20 protein-coding genes are annotated in these 20,142 nt (G+C 39.6%); 17 read left to right on the top strand and 3 right to left on the bottom strand.

The window, feature by feature from the left end; all coding sequences use genetic code 11:
• Positions 1-30: 30 nt before the first annotated feature.
• The gene (locus tag J5M87_RS02640) at positions 31-723 is read left to right on the top strand and encodes a YwaF family protein (RefSeq protein ID WP_160463209.1); all 693 of its coding nucleotides are present in this window, start codon (positions 31-33) and stop codon (positions 721-723) included.
• A gap of 485 nt (positions 724-1,208) precedes the next feature.
• Here the strand turns inward: J5M87_RS02640 and J5M87_RS02645 are convergent, their stop codons facing one another.
• Entirely contained in the window at positions 1,209-1,598 is a 390-nt protein-coding gene (locus J5M87_RS02645) for a hypothetical protein (protein ID WP_154608207.1), read from the bottom strand.
• A 163-nt stretch (positions 1,599-1,761) separates the two neighbouring features.
• On the opposite strand from J5M87_RS02645, the gene J5M87_RS02650 reads away from it, so the two are divergent.
• The 13 genes from J5M87_RS02650 to J5M87_RS02710 all read left to right on the top strand — a co-directional run bounded on the left by J5M87_RS02650 (position 1,762) and on the right by J5M87_RS02710 (position 14,824).
• Positions 1,762-2,496: a response regulator transcription factor gene (locus tag J5M87_RS02650; RefSeq protein ID WP_154608208.1), complete on the top strand. Its 735-nt coding sequence runs from the start codon at positions 1,762-1,764 to the stop codon at positions 2,494-2,496.
• A complete protein-coding gene (locus J5M87_RS02655) occupies positions 2,493-3,842 on the top strand; it encodes a sensor histidine kinase (RefSeq protein WP_154608209.1) in 1,350 nt (449 codons plus the stop codon). The genes J5M87_RS02650 and J5M87_RS02655 overlap by 4 nt, the downstream gene beginning before the upstream one ends.
• Before the next feature lie 311 nt (positions 3,843-4,153).
• Positions 4,154-4,891, top strand: a complete 738-nt coding sequence (locus J5M87_RS02660; RefSeq protein WP_154608210.1) for an amino acid transporter — start codon at positions 4,154-4,156, stop codon at positions 4,889-4,891.
• Positions 4,892-4,942: 51 nt separating this feature from the next.
• Positions 4,943-5,815, top strand: a complete 873-nt coding sequence (locus J5M87_RS02665) for an ABC transporter ATP-binding protein (RefSeq protein ID WP_154608211.1) — start codon at positions 4,943-4,945, stop codon at positions 5,813-5,815.
• Between the two features lie 4 nt (positions 5,816-5,819).
• Positions 5,820-6,593: a hypothetical protein gene (locus J5M87_RS02670; RefSeq protein ID WP_154608212.1), complete on the top strand. Its 774-nt coding sequence runs from the start codon at positions 5,820-5,822 to the stop codon at positions 6,591-6,593.
• 542 nt (positions 6,594-7,135) lie between these two features.
• Positions 7,136-8,680: a peptide chain release factor 3 gene (locus J5M87_RS02675; RefSeq protein ID WP_154608213.1), complete on the top strand. Its 1,545-nt coding sequence runs from the start codon at positions 7,136-7,138 to the stop codon at positions 8,678-8,680.
• 15 nt (positions 8,681-8,695) lie between these two features.
• Positions 8,696-9,076, top strand: coding sequence for a PH domain-containing protein (locus tag J5M87_RS02680; RefSeq protein ID WP_154608214.1), 381 nt, complete (start codon positions 8,696-8,698; stop codon positions 9,074-9,076).
• A 156-nt stretch (positions 9,077-9,232) separates the two neighbouring features.
• Complete coding sequence (locus J5M87_RS02685) at positions 9,233-10,141, top strand: magnesium transporter CorA family protein (protein ID WP_154608215.1); 909 nt, start codon at positions 9,233-9,235, stop codon at positions 10,139-10,141.
• 504 nt (positions 10,142-10,645) lie between these two features.
• Positions 10,646-12,214, top strand: a complete 1,569-nt coding sequence (locus J5M87_RS02690; RefSeq protein ID WP_154608216.1) for a DEAD/DEAH box helicase — start codon at positions 10,646-10,648, stop codon at positions 12,212-12,214.
• Positions 12,215-12,763: 549 nt separating this feature from the next.
• Positions 12,764-13,042: an autorepressor SdpR family transcription factor gene (locus tag J5M87_RS02695; protein WP_154608217.1), complete on the top strand. Its 279-nt coding sequence runs from the start codon at positions 12,764-12,766 to the stop codon at positions 13,040-13,042.
• Positions 13,029-13,628 (top strand): DUF1648 domain-containing protein, encoded by a 600-nt coding sequence (locus J5M87_RS02700; RefSeq protein WP_154608218.1) that lies wholly within the window; start codon positions 13,029-13,031, stop codon positions 13,626-13,628. The genes J5M87_RS02695 and J5M87_RS02700 overlap by 14 nt, the downstream gene beginning before the upstream one ends.
• A 145-nt stretch (positions 13,629-13,773) precedes the next feature.
• Positions 13,774-14,292, top strand: a complete 519-nt coding sequence (locus J5M87_RS02705; RefSeq protein WP_160463208.1) for an isoprenylcysteine carboxylmethyltransferase family protein — start codon at positions 13,774-13,776, stop codon at positions 14,290-14,292.
• A 124-nt stretch (positions 14,293-14,416) separates the two neighbouring features.
• Entirely contained in the window at positions 14,417-14,824 is a 408-nt protein-coding gene (locus tag J5M87_RS02710) for a GNAT family N-acetyltransferase (protein ID WP_154608263.1), read from the top strand.
• Positions 14,825-14,834: 10 nt separating this feature from the next.
• On the opposite strand, the gene J5M87_RS02715 is transcribed toward J5M87_RS02710, so the two are convergent.
• On the bottom strand, positions 14,835-15,086 hold the full coding sequence (locus J5M87_RS02715) for a GIY-YIG nuclease family protein (RefSeq protein WP_230082364.1): 252 nt from the start codon (positions 15,084-15,086) through the stop codon (positions 14,835-14,837).
• A 7-nt stretch (positions 15,087-15,093) separates the two neighbouring features.
• Positions 15,094-15,843 carry a tRNA1(Val) (adenine(37)-N6)-methyltransferase gene (locus J5M87_RS02720; RefSeq protein WP_154608220.1) on the bottom strand — a complete coding sequence of 250 codons (750 nt, stop codon included), beginning with the start codon at positions 15,841-15,843 and terminating at the stop codon, positions 15,094-15,096.
• 95 nt (positions 15,844-15,938) lie between these two features.
• Between J5M87_RS02720 and J5M87_RS02725 the strand changes: the two genes are divergently transcribed.
• The 3 genes from J5M87_RS02725 to J5M87_RS02735 all read left to right on the top strand — a co-directional run bounded on the left by J5M87_RS02725 (position 15,939) and on the right by J5M87_RS02735 (position 19,607).
• Positions 15,939-16,685, top strand: a complete 747-nt coding sequence (locus tag J5M87_RS02725; RefSeq protein ID WP_154608221.1) for a lysophospholipid acyltransferase family protein — start codon at positions 15,939-15,941, stop codon at positions 16,683-16,685.
• A gap of 71 nt (positions 16,686-16,756) precedes the next feature.
• Positions 16,757-17,386, top strand: a complete 630-nt coding sequence (locus J5M87_RS02730) for a helix-hairpin-helix domain-containing protein (RefSeq protein WP_154608222.1) — start codon at positions 16,757-16,759, stop codon at positions 17,384-17,386.
• Positions 17,370-19,607 carry a DNA internalization-related competence protein ComEC/Rec2 gene (locus tag J5M87_RS02735; protein ID WP_154608223.1) on the top strand — a complete coding sequence of 746 codons (2,238 nt, stop codon included), beginning with the start codon at positions 17,370-17,372 and terminating at the stop codon, positions 19,605-19,607. Before J5M87_RS02730 ends, J5M87_RS02735 begins: the two co-directional genes overlap by 17 nt.
• The last annotated feature ends 535 nt before the right edge of the window (positions 19,608-20,142 follow it).

The raw sequence follows: 20,142 nt of genomic DNA on the forward strand, positions 1-20,142 counted from the left end.
TTTCTCTCAGTTCGTAAAAGGAAAAGCAATATGAAAGAATTTTTTACGGATCAGCCTAGTTTTCCACCTGAAATTGGCTTTTCTGAACATTTGTATTTAGTATTAGGTCTGATTTTAGTGCTATATGGTGCTATCAAGTATCATGAAAATCAGAAGTGGCAGCGAACTTTTAAGGGATTTCAAGTGCTTCAATTAGTTCTACTCTATGGCTGGTATTTAGCGATTTCAGCACCACTTTCTGAGGCACTACCGCTTTATCATTGCCGGATGGCAATGCTTGTGCTTTTGCTCGCACGAGATGAGTCATTCTATAAGGAATATTTTTCCTTGATGGGGGTGTTTGGTTCTATATGCGCTTTGGTGTATCCAGTGTTTGATCCCTTTCCTTGGTTTCATGTGACGATTTTTTCCTTTATTGTGGGTCATTTAGCTCTCTTGGGAAATGCCTTGAACTATCTTTTACGCCAGTCTACCTACCAATTAACCTTAGAAAAGATTGCGATGTTGACATTCGGTATCAATACCTTTATTCTGATAGTAGATGTGGTAACCGGTGGAGATTATGGCTTTTTACGCAAGTTACCCTTACTAGGCGATTTTGGACTTGTCAAGAATTACTTGATTGAATCCATTCTCTTCACGCTGATTTTAACTGCCTTATCTAAATTATTTCGTGTGGTGCAGGCAGCTCATCAAGTAGAAAAACAAGATTATGGAGGCTGAGACAGAAGTGTACAGTCTCGCTTCTTTTATAGCTTTAACAGTTTGACGCATATCAATAGTCAGGGGAGTGACGATTGATACCTGAGCTTGGAAATCAAAAAGCGAGGATTGCCTGGTTTGTAAAACGAGATTGGGACAAAAAGATTTTCACATTAGAAATTCTATAATTTCATATAATCTCTTTTACTAAAATATATACGAAAAGCGAACCAAGAGAGAATTTTAAGATTTTAACTCTTCTTTTGTTCGCTTTTTACTTTTCTAATCAGACTTTTGTCACAAGATCAGTCTAGTAGAAGAGGCTAGCGAACAATTCTTCGCTAGCCTTATTTCCAAACTTTCACCATTCTCAATTGCAAGGGGAGTGAGACAAAATCGCTTTCTACGAAATCACGATTGAGTTCCACTCTCATTTTTTAGTATTCGTCTGCTTTTATACTCTATGAAAGTCAAAATCTGATCAGGAAACGAAACCTCCGGTAGAATTAGGGTTCCGCAAGGTGAGTTAACGATGTCAGATTTTGATTTTTGACGAGTATTAGATAACTTTCAAGCTCTGCACAAGAGATTTGATGATTGTCCAAGACATCTAAAAATCCAATATGGGAGCGAAAAAAGGTTTGATAATCAAGGACGTTGCTGATGAGGATGAGGTGACCTAGTCGGTCTTGCTGACGGATAGCGCGTGCGAGAGTAAGCCCATTCCAAGTTGGGATCTGACTATCGTAGATGATAAAGTAGAGATTGTTTATCGTAGAAATGTTACTATCATGTTGAACTATCAGAGTTTCTTGAGGAATAGTTTGCTCGATAATATTCCGTAGCAATCGGTAAAGGGATGGTGGGTAGTGTTTGGGTTGAATGAGATAAATCATGCTTCTCCTTTCTAAGAATGCCTGTTTTAATTGTAGCAAACAAGGAGGCTAAGTAGAACTGCATGTCATAAACGGTTGCTCAGTTGTCACGAATGGCTATGCTCTTGCGACTTTACGTATTTTTAGATAGAATAGTTAAAAAGAAAATGGGAGGGAAGAGCAGATGTTGAACATCTTTGTATTAGAAGATGATTTTGTACAACAGGCACGTTTGGAACAGGCTATTCAGGCTTGTGTTCAAAAGGGCGATATAGGTTATCAAAAGCTAGCAATTTTTGGAAAGCCCCAGCAATTGCTAGAGGCAATTCAGGAGACGGGAAATCATCAATTTTTCTTTTTGGATATTGAAATCCGTGGTGAAGAAAAAAGAGGAATGGAAATTGCGCGGGACATTCGCGCCAAAGATCCCAAGGCCAGTATTGTTTTTGTGACGACTCACTCAGAGTTTATGCCAATCACCTATAAGTATCGTGTATCAGCCTTGGATTTTATCGACAAAGCCTTATCTGATGAGGAATTCCAAGAAGCGATTGGGGATGTCTTGGTTCATGCCTATGAAAATTTGGACAGTGAGGTGGCAGATGATGCTTTTGTCTTTCGGACGGAGCATTCTAATTTTCAAGTGCCTTTTTCAGATATTCTCTATTTTGAAACGTCACCGACGGCTCACAAGGTCATTTTAACGACGAAAAAGGGACACATGGAATTTTACGGAAAACTATCAGAAATTGCTAAATCGGATAATAGACTTTACCAAGCTCATCGCTCGTATGTGGTCAATCCTAGAAATATTGTCAGTATAGATCGTACCAAGTTTACAGTCTATTTTGAAAATGAGGAAAGCTGTTTCGTATCGCGATTGAAGTTAAAAGGTTTAGTGGAGAGAATTGAGAGATGATGAGTGTATCAACCTTGCCATGGCATCTTTTACTTTATTTAGAGTGGTTTATCAAGCTTCTCTTTTTACAGGAAATTAGCGGTTTAAAGCTGGGCTTTAAACGATGGTTAGGCTATCCTTTAGTGTATGTCCTATTATTTTCCATTACGCCTTTTGTTGCTGTGATTATAGATTTGCTGCTTTCCCCTTTTTTATTGATTGTCGTTTTACGAAGTATTGCTTATCGAGGGTCGAAGTCTAGCCTTCTCTTTTATGGACTGTTCCCCTTTGTTGTCTATGAATTATTTAATTGGCTGATTGGGGCTTATCTGCAGTTTCTCCTTGGTTGGAATTTTGAAACATTACTCTCTAGTGTGTGGATACAGTATCTCATGTTAGTCTTGTTGCAGCCTTTTTATTGGTTGTTGATGAGGGGATTACGCATTGATTTTAAGCAAATTCAAGACGCTTTACGGCAAAAAAAGTTGCGCAATGTCGTCTTATTATTGAATACTTCTATGATTCTCTATAGCTTACTGATTCGCATTTTCACACGGATTACCGAAGTAGGTGTCGGAAATAGGGAGATAGATATGTTGCGTTTGGATATGCGATGGCATGTGGTCATTCTTTACTTTTTTATCTTTATGGGGCTGCTCTTTTACTTAAATTATACGGTCAAGGAATGGCAAGAAGAGGAATTAAAGCAGGCAAAAGACAGCCAATTACAAGCCATGAATGCCTACAGTCACCATATCGAATCCCTGTATAAAGAAATTCGCAGCTTTCGCCATGACTATACCAATCTTTTAGTTAGTCTACAGGAGTCGATTAAAAATCGTGATATAGATCTGGTTGAATCAATTTATCAGACAGTCATTGCAGACTCAGACAAGCAATTTTATGAGAGCAAGTACGATGTCGCAAATCTGGTCAATCTCCAAAATGATGCGATGAAGAGTATTGTTTCTTCTAAACTCATTGCCGCACAAAAACAAGGAATTGATGTGGCAGTCGAAATTGTAGAACCAATTGATATTCCTCGGATAGAGCCGATTGAGATGATGACCATTGTCTCCATTTTTCTTGACAATGCCATCGAAGCCGCTGCTCAGGCAGAAAGTCCGAATTTGAGTCTTGTCTATTTTGAAGAGCAAGGGATGAAAATTCTTATCATTGAAAATAGCACCAAGGAAGAACGAATCAATACCAAAGAAATCTATGGTTATGGAACATCAAGCAAAGGAAAAGACAGGGGCATCGGTCTGGCTAATGTGAAAAATATTCTCCAGCACTATCCTACGGTTTCCCTCAGGACCAACAGCGGAAATTACAGGTTCTCCCAAGAAATAAGGTTTGGGAAATGAAACAACTAATAGCTCACGATTCAGGTCTAGTCGTGGGCTTTTATACTCTATAAAAATCATGACAAGAAAACGAAATAGTAGGTAGAAATAGAATTCAGTAAGGTGAGTTACCGACGTCAGATTTTGATTTTTGATGAGTATTGATGGTGTTTGGTATAATGCCCCGTGGCACAATGACCATTCAAGATATCTGAGAGACCATTCACGACATGGGTGAACAATTGAGCGTGGTTTGGTGTATACTGGATTTATCAGTAAGGGAGAAGCCCTGAAAGATAGGAATCATTCAACTAAGAGGAGGACAACTGTCCATGTTTCAGTCTATTTTCAACTCCATCATCAATCGACGAGATGTCAAACTGTTCTTGTCGTTTAGTCTGCTACCACTCGTGATTGTTTTTATCATGCCCTATATCACCTTGCAAAGTACGGAATTTACCAAGAGTTTTCTAGCCTTTCTACACGCGACTTTGGAAGCCCAGTACACCATTTTGCTCCCAGTCTTGGTCTTTGCCCTTGTTATTTCTTCTGTTTTTCGTGATGAGATTGATTCAGGGATTCTCTTTCTCTACAAGGATATCAGTAGGAGTAAGATTTTTCATCTTAAAATTTTAGGAATTATGGGGATCTACGGTTTGTATACGCTACTCAGTAGCGGTGCTACCTTGATTGCTTACTATGGGTTTTTAGTGCCCAAGTATGACTATGGAGTAGCCCTGATTCCAAGTAACTCTGCTAGCCTACAATTCAACATTCTAGGGATTCTTGGCATCATTCTAGTGAACCTGATCACCATCGCAGTGGTTGCTATGGTATCGATCAGCTCAAAAGCTATTACTGCTGTTTTAGCTGGGATTTTCTTTAATCTTTTCATCATGACAGCCCCACTCTGGATTGGGCTCAAATATCTTGCTCCCATCGCTTATCTTACCATTCTAGCTGGGAAGGGCTTCTTCCCACCTTTTCTAGCGATGACTAGCTTGTCCCTTGTTTATTTTGCGTATTTTTATAGTAAGGGAATCAAGAAGTTCCAAAAAATTGAATTTTAGTAGACGTTGAATCGTCTAAACATGAACTGACTATATCAAAAGGAGATTATCATGCTTAAAATCGAACAATTATCTAAAAAATTTGCAGAAAATGACTTTTATTCTTTGGACAATGTGTCTATGGAAATCCAAAAAGGAGAAATCGTGGGTCTCATTGGAAAAAATGGAGCTGGAAAGTCCACGCTGATGAAACTCATGGCTAAATCCCTTAAACCAACGGACGGGAAAATCACCTATAATGGTGAAGATATCAATAGCCGTGACAATGTTTTGACAGATTTTGGAATTATGATTGATCCCGTTTTCTATCCTGAAATGTCTGTTATCGATAACTTGAAATTCTACCTCAAACTACATGGTAAGACAGACTTGTATCCCAATATCGAAAAGACCTTGAAATTGGTCGAGTTGTGGGAAGCTCGAAATCGCAAGCCTAAAGGTTTCTCATTTGGGATGAAACAGCGGACTGCCCTTGCGATTGCTTTAGTAGCAGAACCAGATTTTCTGATTTTAGATGAGCCTTTTGTTGGCCTTGACCCTATCGGGGTGCAAAAATTGATTGACATTTTGAAAACATGGTCGAGCGAGCGTCAGATTTCCATGTTGATTTCGAGCCACCAGTTAGGGGAGCTCGAGGCCCTGTGTGATCGTTATGTTTATATCGAAGATGGGAAATTGGCCGATGCCTTTGACGGAAAAGAACATCCGAGTGTCTTAGTGAACCTAGACCCAGCAGGCGATTACCGTGTACTTGCGGACTATCTATCTGAAGACATTACCTTGGATGGTCAGGTGCTTGAGATTTCGACTGCAACAGATAAGGAATCTCTCAATGTAATCTTTGATCTTCTGGTGCGTCACAATTTGATGAACTCACTTGCTATTAAAGAAAATCACCTCAAAGAAATTTTTATGAAAGGATAATCCTATGAAAAACCTCTTTCCAGCCGTGTTTGACTCTGTGTGGAAGCGCAAAGAAACGAAGATTTACCTTGCCTTTGCTTGTTTTCCTCTGATCTATTTGGTTGCGTCGTTCTTTGGCGATTCTAATTTTTATCAGATTCAGGTAGAGGAAGGGCTCAAGCTACCCTTTATCGAATTTTGGAGCATGTTTTTTGAAGGAACAGATTCTTTGATTTTACCCACGATGGCTCTGTTTTTCCTAACCATCTCAGTCTTTAAACGAGAAGTGGATGACCATACTCTCTTTCTCTACAAGGACCTCAATCGCAAGCAGATTTTCTGGGCCAAGTATTGGAGTTTGATTGTGATAATTCTTGTCTTTTTGGGGATTAGCTTCCTAGTTTCGCTCGGTGTTTTCTATACTCGTGTGATTCACATGGACTTTGCGACAGCAGCATTTTTTAATAGTATCCTAGCCGATACCTTAGCGAGTGCGACGGTACTTGTCGCCATCAGCCTAAAAGCTGTCGTTTCGATGACGATTGCTAGCGTACTTTGCTTTTATTGGAATACAGGAGCAACGCTGGTAAGCGCTATTGCCTTAAGCATTGTCATGCTGATTACGACGGCAACGGGTGGTCCCATTGGTCTCCTCTTTCCGACAGGTTATCAGAAAATGGCTTGGACAGGCAGTCGGGCTGCGCTTCTCGCCATAGCTGGAGCAAGTATTGTCACTCTTTTCTATGTGCTAGTGTTGACGCACATCAGTCGTAAAAAATTTTCCCAGTTGGAATTTTAGATATCAAAAACCGCAGAGAAAGGCTATTAAGCCCACTTTCTGCGGTTTTTAGCGATTTGTCATTTGTTTTTAAATGACACATGAAAAGTAGTGACTATTCGTTCTTCTATGAACATTGAGCTGATTGACTGGAATTTTAAGAAATGAAGGAACTGAGTGAATAGAAATCGGCACGACAAACGCATGAAGAAAATTTTTCCAAATTATTTCTAAAATATGATTTTTTATTCTGAAATATTGAAAACTCAGACCCGTAATTGCCGAAAGCGAAACTTTCATGTAGTATTAAAGGATGAAAAACTAGAGAATTTCTCGAAAATCCTTCGAATTTTTTTAAAATAAGGTTATCAAAGTAGGCGTTTTGCTGTTTTCACAACTTTTTTAACGAATGATTTTCTTCATGCGTTTGTCGTGAGAAATGTGCTGAAATGATTGAAAAAATCCTTGAAATTAGCTATACTAGATGGGTTAGAGAAAAGGAGACATCCAATGTAGGAAGTAAGAAACGCAGATAGATACAAGGATGATAAGGAGAAAAAAAGATGACATTACAAGATGAGATAAAAAAACGTCGTACCTTTGCCATTATTTCCCACCCGGATGCGGGGAAAACAACGATTACAGAGCAGTTGCTCTACTTCGGTGGGGAAATTCGTGAAGCTGGTACGGTTAAGGGAAAAAAGACAGGAAATTTTGCCAAGTCTGACTGGATGGATATTGAGAAACAGCGGGGAATTTCAGTGACTTCTTCTGTGATGCAGTTTGACTACGATGGCAAGCGGGTTAATATCCTAGATACCCCAGGACACGAGGATTTCTCAGAAGATACCTATCGGACACTAATGGCGGTGGATGCGGCGGTCATGGTGATTGACTCCGCAAAGGGGATTGAGGCTCAGACTAAGAAATTATTTGAAGTCGTAAAACACCGCAATATCCCTGTTTTTACCTTTATTAATAAATTGGACCGTGACGGTCGTGAGCCACTTGATCTCTTGGAAGAATTGGAAGAAGTTCTTGGGATTGCAAGTTTTCCAATGAATTGGCCAATTGGTATGGGAAAATCGTTTGAGGGCTTGTATGACTTGCATAACAAGCGGTTAGAACTCTATCGTAGTGAGGAACGCTTTGCCAGTTTTGATGAGGGAGAAGCGCTCTTTGGAAGCAATCCTTTCTATGCTCAAGTCTTAGAGGACATTGAACTTTTGAGCGAAGCGGGAAATGAATTTTCAGAAAGTGCCATTTTAGAAGGAAAATTAACACCTGTTTTCTTTGGCTCGGCCCTAACGAATTTTGGGGTGCAAACCTTCCTTGAAACCTTCTTGCAATTCGCACCAGAACCGCATGGGCATTTGAAAACGGACGGAGAAATCGTGGAACCGTTGTCCAATGATTTTTCAGGATTTGTCTTTAAAATTCAAGCCAACATGGATCCTCGCCACCGCGACCGCATTGCTTTTGTCCGCATTGTTTCTGGTGAATTTGAGCGTGGGATGGATGTGAATCTGACTCGCACAGGTAAGAAAGCTAAGCTGTCTAATGTGACCCAGTTTATGGCAGAAGCGCGTGAAAATGTTGAAAATGCAGTAGCAGGTGATATTATTGGGGTCTACGATACAGGAACCTACCAAGTCGGTGATACGCTAACGGTTGGAAAAAACAAGTTTGAATTTGAACCCTTGCCAACCTTTACTCCTGAAATTTTCATGAAAGTTTCTGCTAAAAATGTGATGAAACAAAAATCCTTCCACAAGGGAATTGAACAGTTGGTGCAAGAAGGGGCCATTCAGCTCTATACCAATTATCAGACAGGCGAGTATATGTTGGGGGCTGTTGGTCAACTCCAGTTTGAAGTCTTCAAACACCGCATGGAAAATGAATACAATGCAGAAGTTGTGATGACTCCAATGGGGAAAAAGACCGTGCGTTGGATTGCCCAAGACCAGTTGGATGAGCGGATGTCGTCTAGCCGCAATATTCTTGCCAGGGATCGCTTTGATCATCCTGTATTCTTATTTGAAAATGACTTTGCCCTCCGTTGGTTTGCGGACAAGTATCCAGATGTGGTACTAGAAGAAAAGATGTAAGAAAGAAGGCTTGATATGGGACTATTATCTGGTTTAATGGGGAATGCTGGCCAAACGGATGCAACAAGAGTAGAAGCACAACTAGAGGCAGTTTTATTGCCGACAGAACAGGTAAATGAAGCCTTTAGCCTAATTCGTGATTTAATCGTTTTTACCGATAAGCGCTTGATTTTGGTAGACAAACAAGGAATGACCGGAAAGAAAACTTCCTATAAATCTATTCCCTATCGTTCCATTTCTCGTTTTGAAGTTGAAACATCTGGGCATTTTGATTTGGATGCTGAGTTGAAAATCTGGATTTCATCTAGTATAGAACCTGCCGAAATTCTCCAATTCAAGAGTGATAAAAGCGTCATTGCCATTCAGCAGGCTCTTGCTGAAGCGGTATTAAACTAAAATAGGAAAAATGCCCTCAATCATCTCTTGGTTGAGGGTTATTGGTGTAATTTAGAAATTGAAACGTTGTACTTTTCTCTAAAGGCAGCCTGTTTTTTCTACTTATAGCAGGATTTATAGTATAATAGGACAGAAGAAAAATATGAGAGTTGTCAAATGTTTATTGAAAAAAGTTTAAAAAATGGCATGTCCTGGATCAATTTGGATGCAGAAACGCTAGGCCAATCGCCAGAGATTTACAAAAAATACAAGATTGATACCGAAACGATTGAATATGCCCTCGATAAAAATGAACGTGCCCATATGGACTACAATCGTGAAGATGGGACCGTTGTCTTTATCTACAATGTTCTTGATTTGGAGCGGGAAAAGGACTACTACGAAACAATTCCCATGACCTTTATTGTGCAAAAAAATCGCCTCATTACGATCACCAATCAAGACAATGCCTATGTGACAAGCAACATGGTTCGCTATATTGAACACCACGAGCCAGTAACGGTCTATAAATTTCTCTTTGCCAGTATCGAGCTGATTAGCCATTCCTATTATCCTGTCATTGAAAAAATGGACAAGACCAAGGATGACATTAATATGTTGTTGCGCCAAACAACAACGAAAAAGAATTTGTTTGCCTTATCTGACTTAGAAACTAGTATGGTCTATCTGTTAGCAGCTTCTAAACAAAATTTGATGCTGTTGGAGCATATCAAGGGTCATGCGATTTATAGGGAATTTGATGAAATCGAAAACGAACAGTTTGAAGATGCCATGATTGAAGCTCGTCAGTTGGTTGCGATGACAGACTTGGTTTCCCAAGTCCTGCAACAGCTGTCTAGCTCCTACAATAATGTCTTGAATAATAACCTAAATGATAACTTGACATTGCTGACTATTATTTCTATTTTGTTAGCGGTATTAGCGGTGATTACAGGATTTTTTGGTATGAATGTTCCGTTACCGTGGATGGAAAATACCCATGCTTGGTTGTATATTGTTATCATCAGTATTGTCTTGTGGATTGTATTAGCCCAACTCTTAAAATGGGTCGCCAATAAAAAATAAGATAGGACTAGTTTTTCTCTAGTTCTATTTTTACTATAGGTATCAAGTAGAGCCTTTTTTGCTAGATTGCTTTTGTCTTTCTCTACACTCTTTTATAGCTAAAAAGAAAGTGTTCGCATCTTTTCTGAAAGCAACTTCAGGAGGTGATAAAAAGGGGAGGAGAAAAAAATAATGGGTTTCACTATCTTTTGGGCTAGCTTTGTGTTATACTAGACAAGTTGCAAACAACAAATCGTAATTTTGGGAAATCTAGCTCCACTTCTTGCACTAGAGTGATGTCTAAAAAAAACCTGTCCTACGCAGACAGTTTTTCTTTTTTAGACGAGGGCTGAGGTCCCATTGGTGTTAAGAGTGGAATATCTGTTCTACCTTTCCAAATAGCATTATTAAAAGGCATTTGGAAGTAGTATTGTCGAGTCTGTTACAGAACTTGGTCAATCTTGCGGAGGTGAGACAGTAAAGAGAAAATGTCTTTTGGTTCCACTCTCTTAGAAAGAAGGATAGATGAAATTTAATGAATTACAGTTATCTGCTGACTTGCTAGCAGAAATTGAAACAGCAGGGTTTGTGGAAGCCAGCCCCATTCAAGAGAAGACCATTCCCCTTGCCCTTGAGGGAAGAGATGTTATTGGTCAAGCACAGACAGGAACAGGAAAAACAGCTGCCTTTGGTTTGCCAACTCTTGAAAAAATTCGCACAGATGAGCAGATTGTGCAAGCCTTAGTGATTGCACCAACGCGCGAATTAGCAGTTCAAAGTCAGGAAGAGCTCTTCCGTTTTGGACGAGGTAAGGGGGTCAAAGTACGCTCAGTCTACGGTGGTTCGAGTATTGAAAAACAAATCAAGGCACTGAAAACAGGTGCGCACATCGTAGTTGGAACGCCAGGTCGTCTTCTTGATTTAATTAAACGCAAGGCCTTGAAACTCAATCATGTGGAAACCCTTATCCTTGATGAAGCAGATGAAATGCTAAATATGGGCTTCTTGGAAGATATTGAATCTATTATTTCTCGTGTTCCAGAAGAGCGCCAGACCCTTCTCTTTTCAGCGACTATGCCAGCTCCGATTAAGCGGATTGGCGTTCAATTTATGAAAAATCCTGAACATATTCAGATTGAAGCCAAAGAATTGACCACGGAATTAGTGGATCAATACTATGTTCGTGTTAAAGAGCAGGAAAAATTTGATACCATGACTCGTCTCATGGATGTCGATCAGCCAGAATTGTCGATTGTATTTGGTCGGACCAAGCGGCGTGTGGATGAATTGACCCGTGGATTGAAAATCAGAGGTTTTCGTGCAGAAGGAATTCATGGCGACTTGGATCAAAGCAAGCGGCTCCGCGTTCTGCGTGATTTCAAAACGGGCGGTCTTGATGTCCTTGTTGCAACGGATGTTGCAGCCCGTGGTCTAGATATTTCAGGCGTGACGCATGTCTATAACTATGATATTCCGCAGGATCCAGAAAGCTATGTTCACCGTATCGGCCGGACAGGTCGTGCAGGAAAATCTGGTCAATCCATTACCTTTGTATCGCCAAATGAAATGGGCTATCTCAAGATTATTGAAGATTTGACTAAAAAACGCATGACAGGCATGAAACCTGCAACAGCAGAAGAGGCCTTTCAGGCTAAGAAAAAGATTGCGCTTAAGAAAATCGAACGTGATTTTGCTAATGAAAGTATCCGCAAAAACTTTGATAAATTTGGGAAAGATGCAATCAAATTAGCTAGCGAATTTTCACCAGAAGAATTGGCTATGTACATCTTGAGCTTGACAGTACAAGATCCTGAATCCATGCCAGAAGTAGAAATTGCGCGTGAAAAACCATTACCATTTAAGTATGTCCCAGGTGATAAGGGCGGAGGACGAGGCAAGTCGTCTGGTAAAGGTGGCAGATCTTCAAACAACCGCCGTGGAGATGACCGTCGTAATGGTGGCCGCCGAGATTATAAAGAAAAACGCCGTTCTAATGACCGTGACCGCTTTGGAAAAGACAATAAAAAACCACGCAAACGCATCTCCAGCGAGAAAAAAACAGGATTCGTCATCCGCAATAAGGGAGATAAATAAACTGGTCCAGTGGACCAGTTTATCTTAACAAATTAGTGGATTATTTTAGCCCAAGCCCAGAAATTCTAAAGCGAGGTTCATCTAGCGGATTTCTTTAGCTGTCCAGTGGACCAGTTTATCTTAACCAATTAGTGGATTATTTTAGCCCAAGCCCAGAAATTCTAAAGCGAGGTTCATCTAGCGGATTTCTTTAGCTGTCCAGTGGACCAGTTTATCTTAACAAATCAGTGGATTATTTTAGCCCGAGCCCAGAAATTCTAAAGCGAGGTTCATCCAGTGGATTTCGCCAGCTGTTGATGTGACCAGTTTATCTACAATTAGTAGTTAATCTTCAACTGACGCAGCTAGTTTCTCTGAAATTGAATTCTTATCTTGACTGCACTTAATCGCCTTATCAAATAGATAGTGACGCAAGTCCCAGCTAAAAATAGTTGGGACTTTTTTTATATTCTATTTCGATTTTTTTCTAAATAACTCTTGACAATACACTGCAAAAGGAGTAACATTCTATTTAGAAATATTTCTAAATAGAATGTGAAAGGAGACAACATGGGCTTATCAGAAACCTTAAAGGCGATTTCGGCCCCCATTCGGAGGCAGATTTTAGATAGCTTGAAGTTGGGCCCCAAATCTGCGGGTGAGATTGTAGAACTCTTTCACTTGAGTGGCGCAACAGTCTCGCATCATCTATCCGTCTTGAAAAAGGCAGGCTTAATTTTAGAAGAAAAGCAGAAAAATTTTATTTATTATCGGCTGAATTACACCATATTTGAAGAAGTGCTAGTTTGGATTGCTAGCTTTGGAGGAGAAACAGATGAAAAAAATTGATTGGAAAATGCTCGTTGTGACAAGCTCTCTTTTCTTGATACCATTGGTTCTTGTCTCCCTTTACTATGGACAACTACCAGCTGTACTTCATACTCATTTTGGAGCGGATAACGTTGCAAATCAAACAAGTAGCAAATGGATGTCGTTGATTTTTATACCTTTACTAGCCTTTCTCTTTCATGTTTTCTTGTGCATCGCTCTTGATGTCACTAAAAATGGTCAGGTTCCTGTTGTTAAGGTAGGGAAATGGATGATGCCCATTCTAACTATCCTTGTAATGGTGACGATTTTGTGGTACAATCTAGGCAATCAGGTAGATATTCGCCGCCTAGTCGTCGCTTTCTTAGCAGGAGTATATCTGATTATGGGGAATTACATGCCAAAAGATGTACCTGGTATGACAGCTCCTCAATCTTTGGTAGATCGTAAAAGAGCAGCCTATCTATTTATAGGAGGCGCAGTCGCTCTTCTCCTTAGTCTATTTTTTGAACCAATTGTCTCCTTCATTGTTGGCTTGCTGTTTACAGCCGTAATCATAATCTGGAGTATTCGTGTTGGAGTAAAAGGTTATCGTAATTGTCAGTAAATAGGTATAAATCAAGAGGTACAAAAAACTATAGATAATCTATAGTTTCTCTCCTTAAGATGTAAAATACACGGAAGCTATTGACCCTATAATCTTTGTTTTTTATAATAAAAGGCATAATCTATTAACATAAGGAGAAGATATAGTGGTTATTAGCATTGTTGTCGTTGTATTTTTATTACGACTATGGTTTTTAAAGATTTCTGTTCAGCATGAACGAATGATTTTGAAGAATGGTGGAAGAGAATATGGAGTTAAAAATACTAAATATTTAACTCTTCTACATATTTTATTTTATCTTTTTAGTATCATAATGGCTTTTGTCCAACATATCCGTTTAGATTTTATTGGGATAATCGGGATTGGCTTACTTGTATTTTCCATGTGTATGTTGTATCTTGTACAGTCTATCTTGGGAGAGATTTGGACAGTGAAGTTAATGATTGCTAAGGGACATACTTATAATGACCACATGCTCTTTCGCATCATCAAACACCCTAATTACTATCTGAATATTATTCCGGAACTAGTCGGTCTAACCCTCCTATGTCACTCATGGCTAACAGCACTATTTCTTGCACCTTTTTATACTCTTACTTTGTGGCGTCGAATTAGAGAGGAAGAAGAGTTGCTAGAGACGATTATTTTGTCAAATGGTTCGTAGTCTCGTAGGATAGTAAGCAATAAATGGCTATTATATACCAGTAAATAAGGAGGTTCCTATGGGTATCAGGAATTTGGATACAGCATTTTCTTTCTAAAATCATATAAAAGAAAAGGAGAAGATGATGATTACCTATGTGAAACAAGCAAAATTAGACATGTCATCCGTTCTTGAGCTTTACAGAGCAGTTGAATGGACTAATTATACAAATCAACCTCAGATGTTAGAACAGGCCTTAGCAAACAGCCTACTAGTTATTGCAGTCTTTGATCAAGAAAAGCTCGTAGGCTTGTTACGAGCTGTGGGAGATGCTGCTTCCATTCTCTTTGTGCAAGATATTCTAGTCTTACCAGACTATCAACGAAGGGGTATTGGACGAAGGCTGATGGAAATGCTTTTAGCCAGCTATCCTGATATTTACCAACTGCATCTCTTGACAGGCAGAGAAGAAAAGACAATGGCTTTCTACGAATCCTTAGGATTTAAGGCAGTAGATGAGCTAGACTGCGTTGCCTATACTTATTTGAGATGATAAAAATGCCTCACTCTTTTTTAGGAGTGAGGTTTTCTGCAATATAATCCAATTTTTGCTGGCGTGTCTTGCGTTTGAAGAAACTTTCTGCTGACATGGCGCTTGATTTATCGGGAAAGGTTTCCTGATAGAGTAGTTTAACAGGTCTGCGGTTGCGGGTGTACTTGGCACCTTTACCACTGTTGTGGGTTGCAATCCGCTTGTCAATATCAGTTGTATAGCCGGTGTAAAGGCTATTATCCGCACATATGACCACGTACATATAATGTTTAGCCTTTGCCAAAATAGATCTCCTCAATTTCTGCCGTATAGCGACCGTCTTCCTCATGAACAATTAAGGGTGGCAGGATTTTTAACCCCTCTAACGAACCATCTTTAATGGCCTCAACCAGCAGCATGTTGGCGTCCTTACCTACCTTGGGATGGATAAACTGAATCCGTTTGGGAGCTAGATGATAGGCTTTCATAGTATCAATAATTTCAAGGAAACGCTCTGGTCGGTGCACCATAGCTAATCGTCCATTTGATTTGAGGGCATGGCGACTCACCGCACAAATTTCTTCAAGGTTGGTCGTGATTTCATGTCTAGCTAATAGGTAATGTTCGCTCGCTTTCAGATTAGGCTGTTGTTCGACCTTAAAATAAGGCGGATTGCAAAGAATTAAATCGACCTGCGAACGTGGGACATGATTGAGCAGGTGCTTGAGATCATCGTGAATCATCTCGACCTGATCTTCTAGCTGATTGAGCGCAATCGAGCGCTTCGCCATATCTGCCAATCGTTCTTGGATTTCAATTAGAGTAATTTTTGCCTTGGTCTGAGTTGATGCAAAGAGTCCGACAGCACCATTTCCGCTACACAAATCAACAATTAGTCCTTTTTTAGGGAGTTTTGGAAAACGTGACAAAAGAACACTATCAATCGAATAGCTAAAAACTTCCTTATTTTGAATAATTTTAACATCTGTGGAGAACAGTTGATCAATGCGTTCTCCAGCTTGCAAAGTGTGTTTTACCATAAAACTATTATAGCACATTGTCACAGCGGATGAAAAATCTTTTCAGGTCTTCAAAATATGGTATAATAAAAGAGAAATCAGCAAAGGAGAGTACAATGTTTTATTCCTACTTACGCAGTTTGTTAGTCTTTTTGTTGTGGGCTGTCAATGGCAATATTCATTATCATGATCGTGAGAAAATCTTGCCCCAAGATGAAAATTATATCTTGGTAGCGCCTCATCGAACCTTCTGGGATCCAGTCTTTTTAGGCTATGCTTCAGCTCCCAAACAATTTATTTTTATGGCAAAAAAAGAATTGTTCAAGGATCGTGGATTTGGCTGGTGGATTAGCAAATGCGGTGCCTTTCCTATTGATCGTGAAAACCCAGGTACAGCAGCGATTAAATATCCTGTCAAGATGTTGAAAAAAAGCAATCGTTCCTTGGTCATGTTCCCTTCTGGAACCCGTCATTCTACCAAATTAAAAGGGGGCGTTGCTGTCATTGCGAAGACAGCGAAAGTTAAAATTATGCCTGCCACCTATATTGGACCAATGACCGTGAAAAATCTTTTATTAGGGGATCGCATTGACGTTGCTTTTGGTAATCCGATTGATATTTCGGATGTGAAACGCCTTGACGATGCAGGAATTGCAGAAGTCACTCATCGTATTGAGTCAGAATTTAATCGCTTGGATGCCCTCGCACGTGCTGCCCAGACAGGCAAGAAACGCTTGGGCTACTGGACTTTTATCTATCGTATTCCAGTATTGATTCTAGTAGCAGTGGTTCTAGGTTTGACCTATCTCTTTAGCTACCTTGCCAGTTTTGTTTGGCAGCCAGCTACCAATTTGGATGCATAAACAACTAAAAAACTCGTTTCGAACGAGTTTTTTTCATCTCTTTTTGCGAATAAGTACGTGGAGGTAAGTATATGGTTGAAAAATGGATACAGATTCTACGTGACTATAAATGGCAAATTGTAGTGCCGTCTGGAATCATAGTAGCGATAGCGACTGTTTTTGTGATGGGACAAACAGCTCATACAGAAGAGCAAATTAGTTTAACGGAGTTAGCAACTAGTAGTGAGCAAGTTGTTGAACAGCCCTCTAGTTCCCACTCAGAATCGCAGCTTGTAGTAGATGTCAAGGGAGCGGTCAGAAAGCCGGGGATTTACCATTTGTCGATAGGAAGTCGCATCCATGATGCTGTAGAAGCGGCAGGAGGCTTGGCAGAGACAGCCGATTCCAAGTCTATCAATTTGGCTCAGAAGTTAAGTGATGAGGGAGTCGTTTATGTAGCGACCAAGGAGGAAGCTATTTCGCTTATTCCTGCTTCTTCAGCAAACGGAGATAAGGGTGAAAAAGGAAGTCTCGTCAATCTGAACACTGCAACAGAAGCAGACCTGCAGACGATTTCAGGCATTGGTGCTAAGCGAGCTGCAGATATTATTGCCTATCGTGAGAGTAATGGTCCCTTTCAGTCGGTTGATGATTTGAAGAATGTTTCAGGAATAGGTGGCAAGAGATTGGAGATGATTCGTCCGTATGTCACAGTTGATTAGACGCTTGCCCATTGCACCTATTCATTTAGCGGTGTTATTACTAGCTCTTTATTTTGTCCTTTATCGTTTTTCCGTCTTAACCATGCTCATGTTAGGTGGCTTGATAACCCTTCTTTGGTTTCGACAAGGGAAGATAGTTACCTATAAACTTTTACCTATTTTAGCGTGTTTTTTGCTTCTATTTGGTTTTCAACGTTTTAAAATTGTAATGGATGAAGCTTCAGCTCCGGCAGAAGTTAGTCAACTATTGGTTAAACCAGACACCATTCAAGTCAATGGCGACAGCCTGACCTTTCGAGCAAGGTCATCAGGGCGCTTGTATACTGTTTTTTATCAATTAAAAAGTGAGAAGGAGCAGGCTTATTTTAAGCATTTGTCAAGTTTGGTGGACCTAGAAGTGGAAGCAACTGTATCTGAACCAGAAGGACAGCGAAACTTTAATGGATTTGATTATCGAGATTATTTAAGGACACAAGGGATTTATCGGACGGTCAAGATTAGCCACATCATAAAAATACAAAAGCGCTTTTCTTGGAATCCCTTGGATTGGCTATCGGTACTTCGGCGCAAAGCATTGGTGTATATCAAGGAGCAGTTTCCAAATCCGATGCGACATTACATGACTGGGCTGTTGTTTGGAGAGTTGGACAAGGAGTTTGACCAAATGAGCGACTTGTATTCTAGTTTAGGAATTATTCATTTATTTGCTCTCTCTGGCATGCAAGTGGGCTTCTTTATAGATAAGCTTCGCTATCTTTTCTTGCGATTGGGTCTGCGAAAGGAGATAGTCGATTGGATGCAAATCCCCTTTTCCTTTGTGTATGCTGGCTTGACAGGCTTTTCCATTTCAGTAAATCGCTCTCTCTTGCAAAAAATCTTGGCTAATCTAGGTGTTCGTAAATTAGACAATATGGCCTGTACGATTCTTGTCTCTTTTTTCATTATGCCTCATTTTCTGCTAACTACAGGAGGTATTCTTAGTTTTGCCTATGCCTTTTTATTAACGGTTTTTGATTTTGAAGATCTAACATACTATAAGCGAATAGCAGTAGAGAGTCTAGCCATTTCGCTTGGAATTTTACCCCTACTCATCTACTATTTTTATAGTTTTCAACCCTTATCGATTCTGTTAACTTTTCTCTTTTCCTTTGTTTTTGATAGTATCTTATTGCCAGGACTGAGTCTCGTATTTCTGCTAGCGCCATTCATACCAATGACACAGTTTAATGTTTTCTTTGTCTGGTTAGAAATGTGCATTCATTGGGTGGCAGATTTGGGACTGAAACCATTCGTTTTTGGGAAACCAACTGCTGTTTTATTGCTACTTTTGATGGCAGTCTTATTATTACTATATGATAGGTATCAGAGTTGGAAATACTGTCTGCTTCTTATCGGATTAGCAGCTCTGCTATTTTTCATTATCAAACATCCCGTTGAAAATGAAGTCACTCTTGTTGATGTTGGGCAGGGAGATAGTATTTTTTTGAGGGATATTAGGGGGCGGACAGTCTTGATTGATGTAGGCGGTAGGCTGAGTGTTGCTTCAAAAGAAGAGTGGCAGCGGAAGGAAAGTCAGTCAAATGCAGAGCGAACCTTGATTCCCTATCTTTACAGTCGAGGTGTGAGTAAGATTGATTATTTGGTCTTGACACATGCCCATGCAGATCATATGGGAGATTTAGTGGATCTTGCCAGAAAAATGGATATTGGTGCTATTTATATTTCTGAAGGGAGTGCGGCCAGTAAGGAGTTGACAGAAAAATTAAGGAAAATAGCGATTCGACCTCATCTAGTGAGGATAGGAGATACAATTCCGATAGGAGACGGCTTTTTACGTGTCCTTTATCCTGAGCAAAAAGGGGATGGTGGGAATAATGACTCGATTGTTTTGTATGGTTCTTTTTTACAGACACGTTTTCTCTTTACAGGAGATTTGGAAGATGGAGAATTAGCATTAATGAAATGTTATCCTCAGCTACCAGTGGATGTATTGAAAGTTGGACATCATGGATCGAGGGGCTCATCTTATCCAGAGTTTTTGGATTATATTTCTCCTAAGATAGCCTTAATTTCTGCTGGGAAACATAACCGCTATAAACATCCGCATTACGAAACCCTAGCTCGTTTTCAAGAACGGAAGATACAAGTATTTCGAACCGATGAGCAAGGTGCTATTCGTTTTAGGGGTTGGAAAAAATGGCGGATTGAGACGGTGAGGTAAGTAGACGACTATATCTGTAGGATAAATGAAATTGCAATTTTACCAAGTGTTAAATGTATCAAAAACATTTGATGATTGGATTATTTCATAATTAACGTTTACTATTCGAATAATGCCTTCTTGTCTTTGAAAGCCGGAGATTGTTTATGAAAAAGATGAAGTGTATGAACTGCTAAGACCTTTCTTTCAAAAAAAGTTGAGTAATGAAATACTCAGATTTTTGGATAGATAGTGGGGTTAGAATGTCAGTTGACATAGATTTTTAAGATAGTTCATTTTGAAAAATGTTCATCAACAAATGTGCAAATTTATTAATGCTATAACTTGAGAGCGTATTCTTTTTGTGCTATACTAGTAATTGAAGGATGATATGAATAAACTGGAGTAAAAAATTGTACACAATGATTAAAAAGGAATCATTTTATTTTAGTAAACATGACAGTGGCAATCTCTAATTTATTTAGTAGAAAAGAGAGATTATTATTTTGAGGAGATTGTACTAGTTATTTAAAAAATAGGAAGAAATTCTGATAAA

The sequence above is a fragment of the Streptococcus sp. zg-86 genome, from assembly GCF_017639855.1.
GTDB lineage: Bacteria > Bacillota > Bacilli > Lactobacillales > Streptococcaceae > Streptococcus > Streptococcus zhangguiae.

Excerpts from the sequence above, each read along its gene's own strand:
- J5M87_RS02655 (WP_154608209.1), top strand. The coding sequence starts at position 2,493 with ATGATGAGTGTATCAACCTTGCCATGGCATCTTTTACTTTATTTAGAG.
- J5M87_RS02700 (WP_154608218.1), top strand. The coding sequence starts at position 13,029 with ATGAAAAAAATTGATTGGAAAATGCTCGTTGTGACAAGCTCTCTTTTC.
- J5M87_RS02730 (WP_154608222.1), top strand. The coding sequence starts at position 16,757 with ATGGTTGAAAAATGGATACAGATTCTACGTGACTATAAATGGCAAATT.
- J5M87_RS02675 (WP_154608213.1), top strand. The coding sequence starts at position 7,136 with ATGACATTACAAGATGAGATAAAAAAACGTCGTACCTTTGCCATTATT.
- J5M87_RS02640 (WP_160463209.1), top strand. The coding sequence starts at position 31 with ATGAAAGAATTTTTTACGGATCAGCCTAGTTTTCCACCTGAAATTGGC.
- J5M87_RS02680 (WP_154608214.1), top strand. The coding sequence starts at position 8,696 with ATGGGACTATTATCTGGTTTAATGGGGAATGCTGGCCAAACGGATGCA.
- J5M87_RS02665 (WP_154608211.1), top strand. The coding sequence starts at position 4,943 with ATGCTTAAAATCGAACAATTATCTAAAAAATTTGCAGAAAATGACTTT.
- J5M87_RS02715 (WP_230082364.1), bottom strand. The coding sequence starts at position 15,086 with ATGTACGTGGTCATATGTGCGGATAATAGCCTTTACACCGGCTATACA.
- J5M87_RS02685 (WP_154608215.1), top strand. The coding sequence starts at position 9,233 with ATGTTTATTGAAAAAAGTTTAAAAAATGGCATGTCCTGGATCAATTTG.
- J5M87_RS02645 (WP_154608207.1), bottom strand. The coding sequence starts at position 1,598 with ATGATTTATCTCATTCAACCCAAACACTACCCACCATCCCTTTACCGA.
- J5M87_RS02735 (WP_154608223.1), top strand. The coding sequence starts at position 17,370 with ATGTCACAGTTGATTAGACGCTTGCCCATTGCACCTATTCATTTAGCG.
- J5M87_RS02690 (WP_154608216.1), top strand. The coding sequence starts at position 10,646 with ATGAAATTTAATGAATTACAGTTATCTGCTGACTTGCTAGCAGAAATT.
- J5M87_RS02725 (WP_154608221.1), top strand. The coding sequence starts at position 15,939 with ATGTTTTATTCCTACTTACGCAGTTTGTTAGTCTTTTTGTTGTGGGCT.
- J5M87_RS02695 (WP_154608217.1), top strand. The coding sequence starts at position 12,764 with ATGGGCTTATCAGAAACCTTAAAGGCGATTTCGGCCCCCATTCGGAGG.
- J5M87_RS02650 (WP_154608208.1), top strand. The coding sequence starts at position 1,762 with ATGTTGAACATCTTTGTATTAGAAGATGATTTTGTACAACAGGCACGT.
- J5M87_RS02720 (WP_154608220.1), bottom strand. The coding sequence starts at position 15,843 with ATGGTAAAACACACTTTGCAAGCTGGAGAACGCATTGATCAACTGTTC.
- J5M87_RS02660 (WP_154608210.1), top strand. The coding sequence starts at position 4,154 with ATGTTTCAGTCTATTTTCAACTCCATCATCAATCGACGAGATGTCAAA.
- J5M87_RS02710 (WP_154608263.1), top strand. The coding sequence starts at position 14,417 with ATGATTACCTATGTGAAACAAGCAAAATTAGACATGTCATCCGTTCTT.
- J5M87_RS02670 (WP_154608212.1), top strand. The coding sequence starts at position 5,820 with ATGAAAAACCTCTTTCCAGCCGTGTTTGACTCTGTGTGGAAGCGCAAA.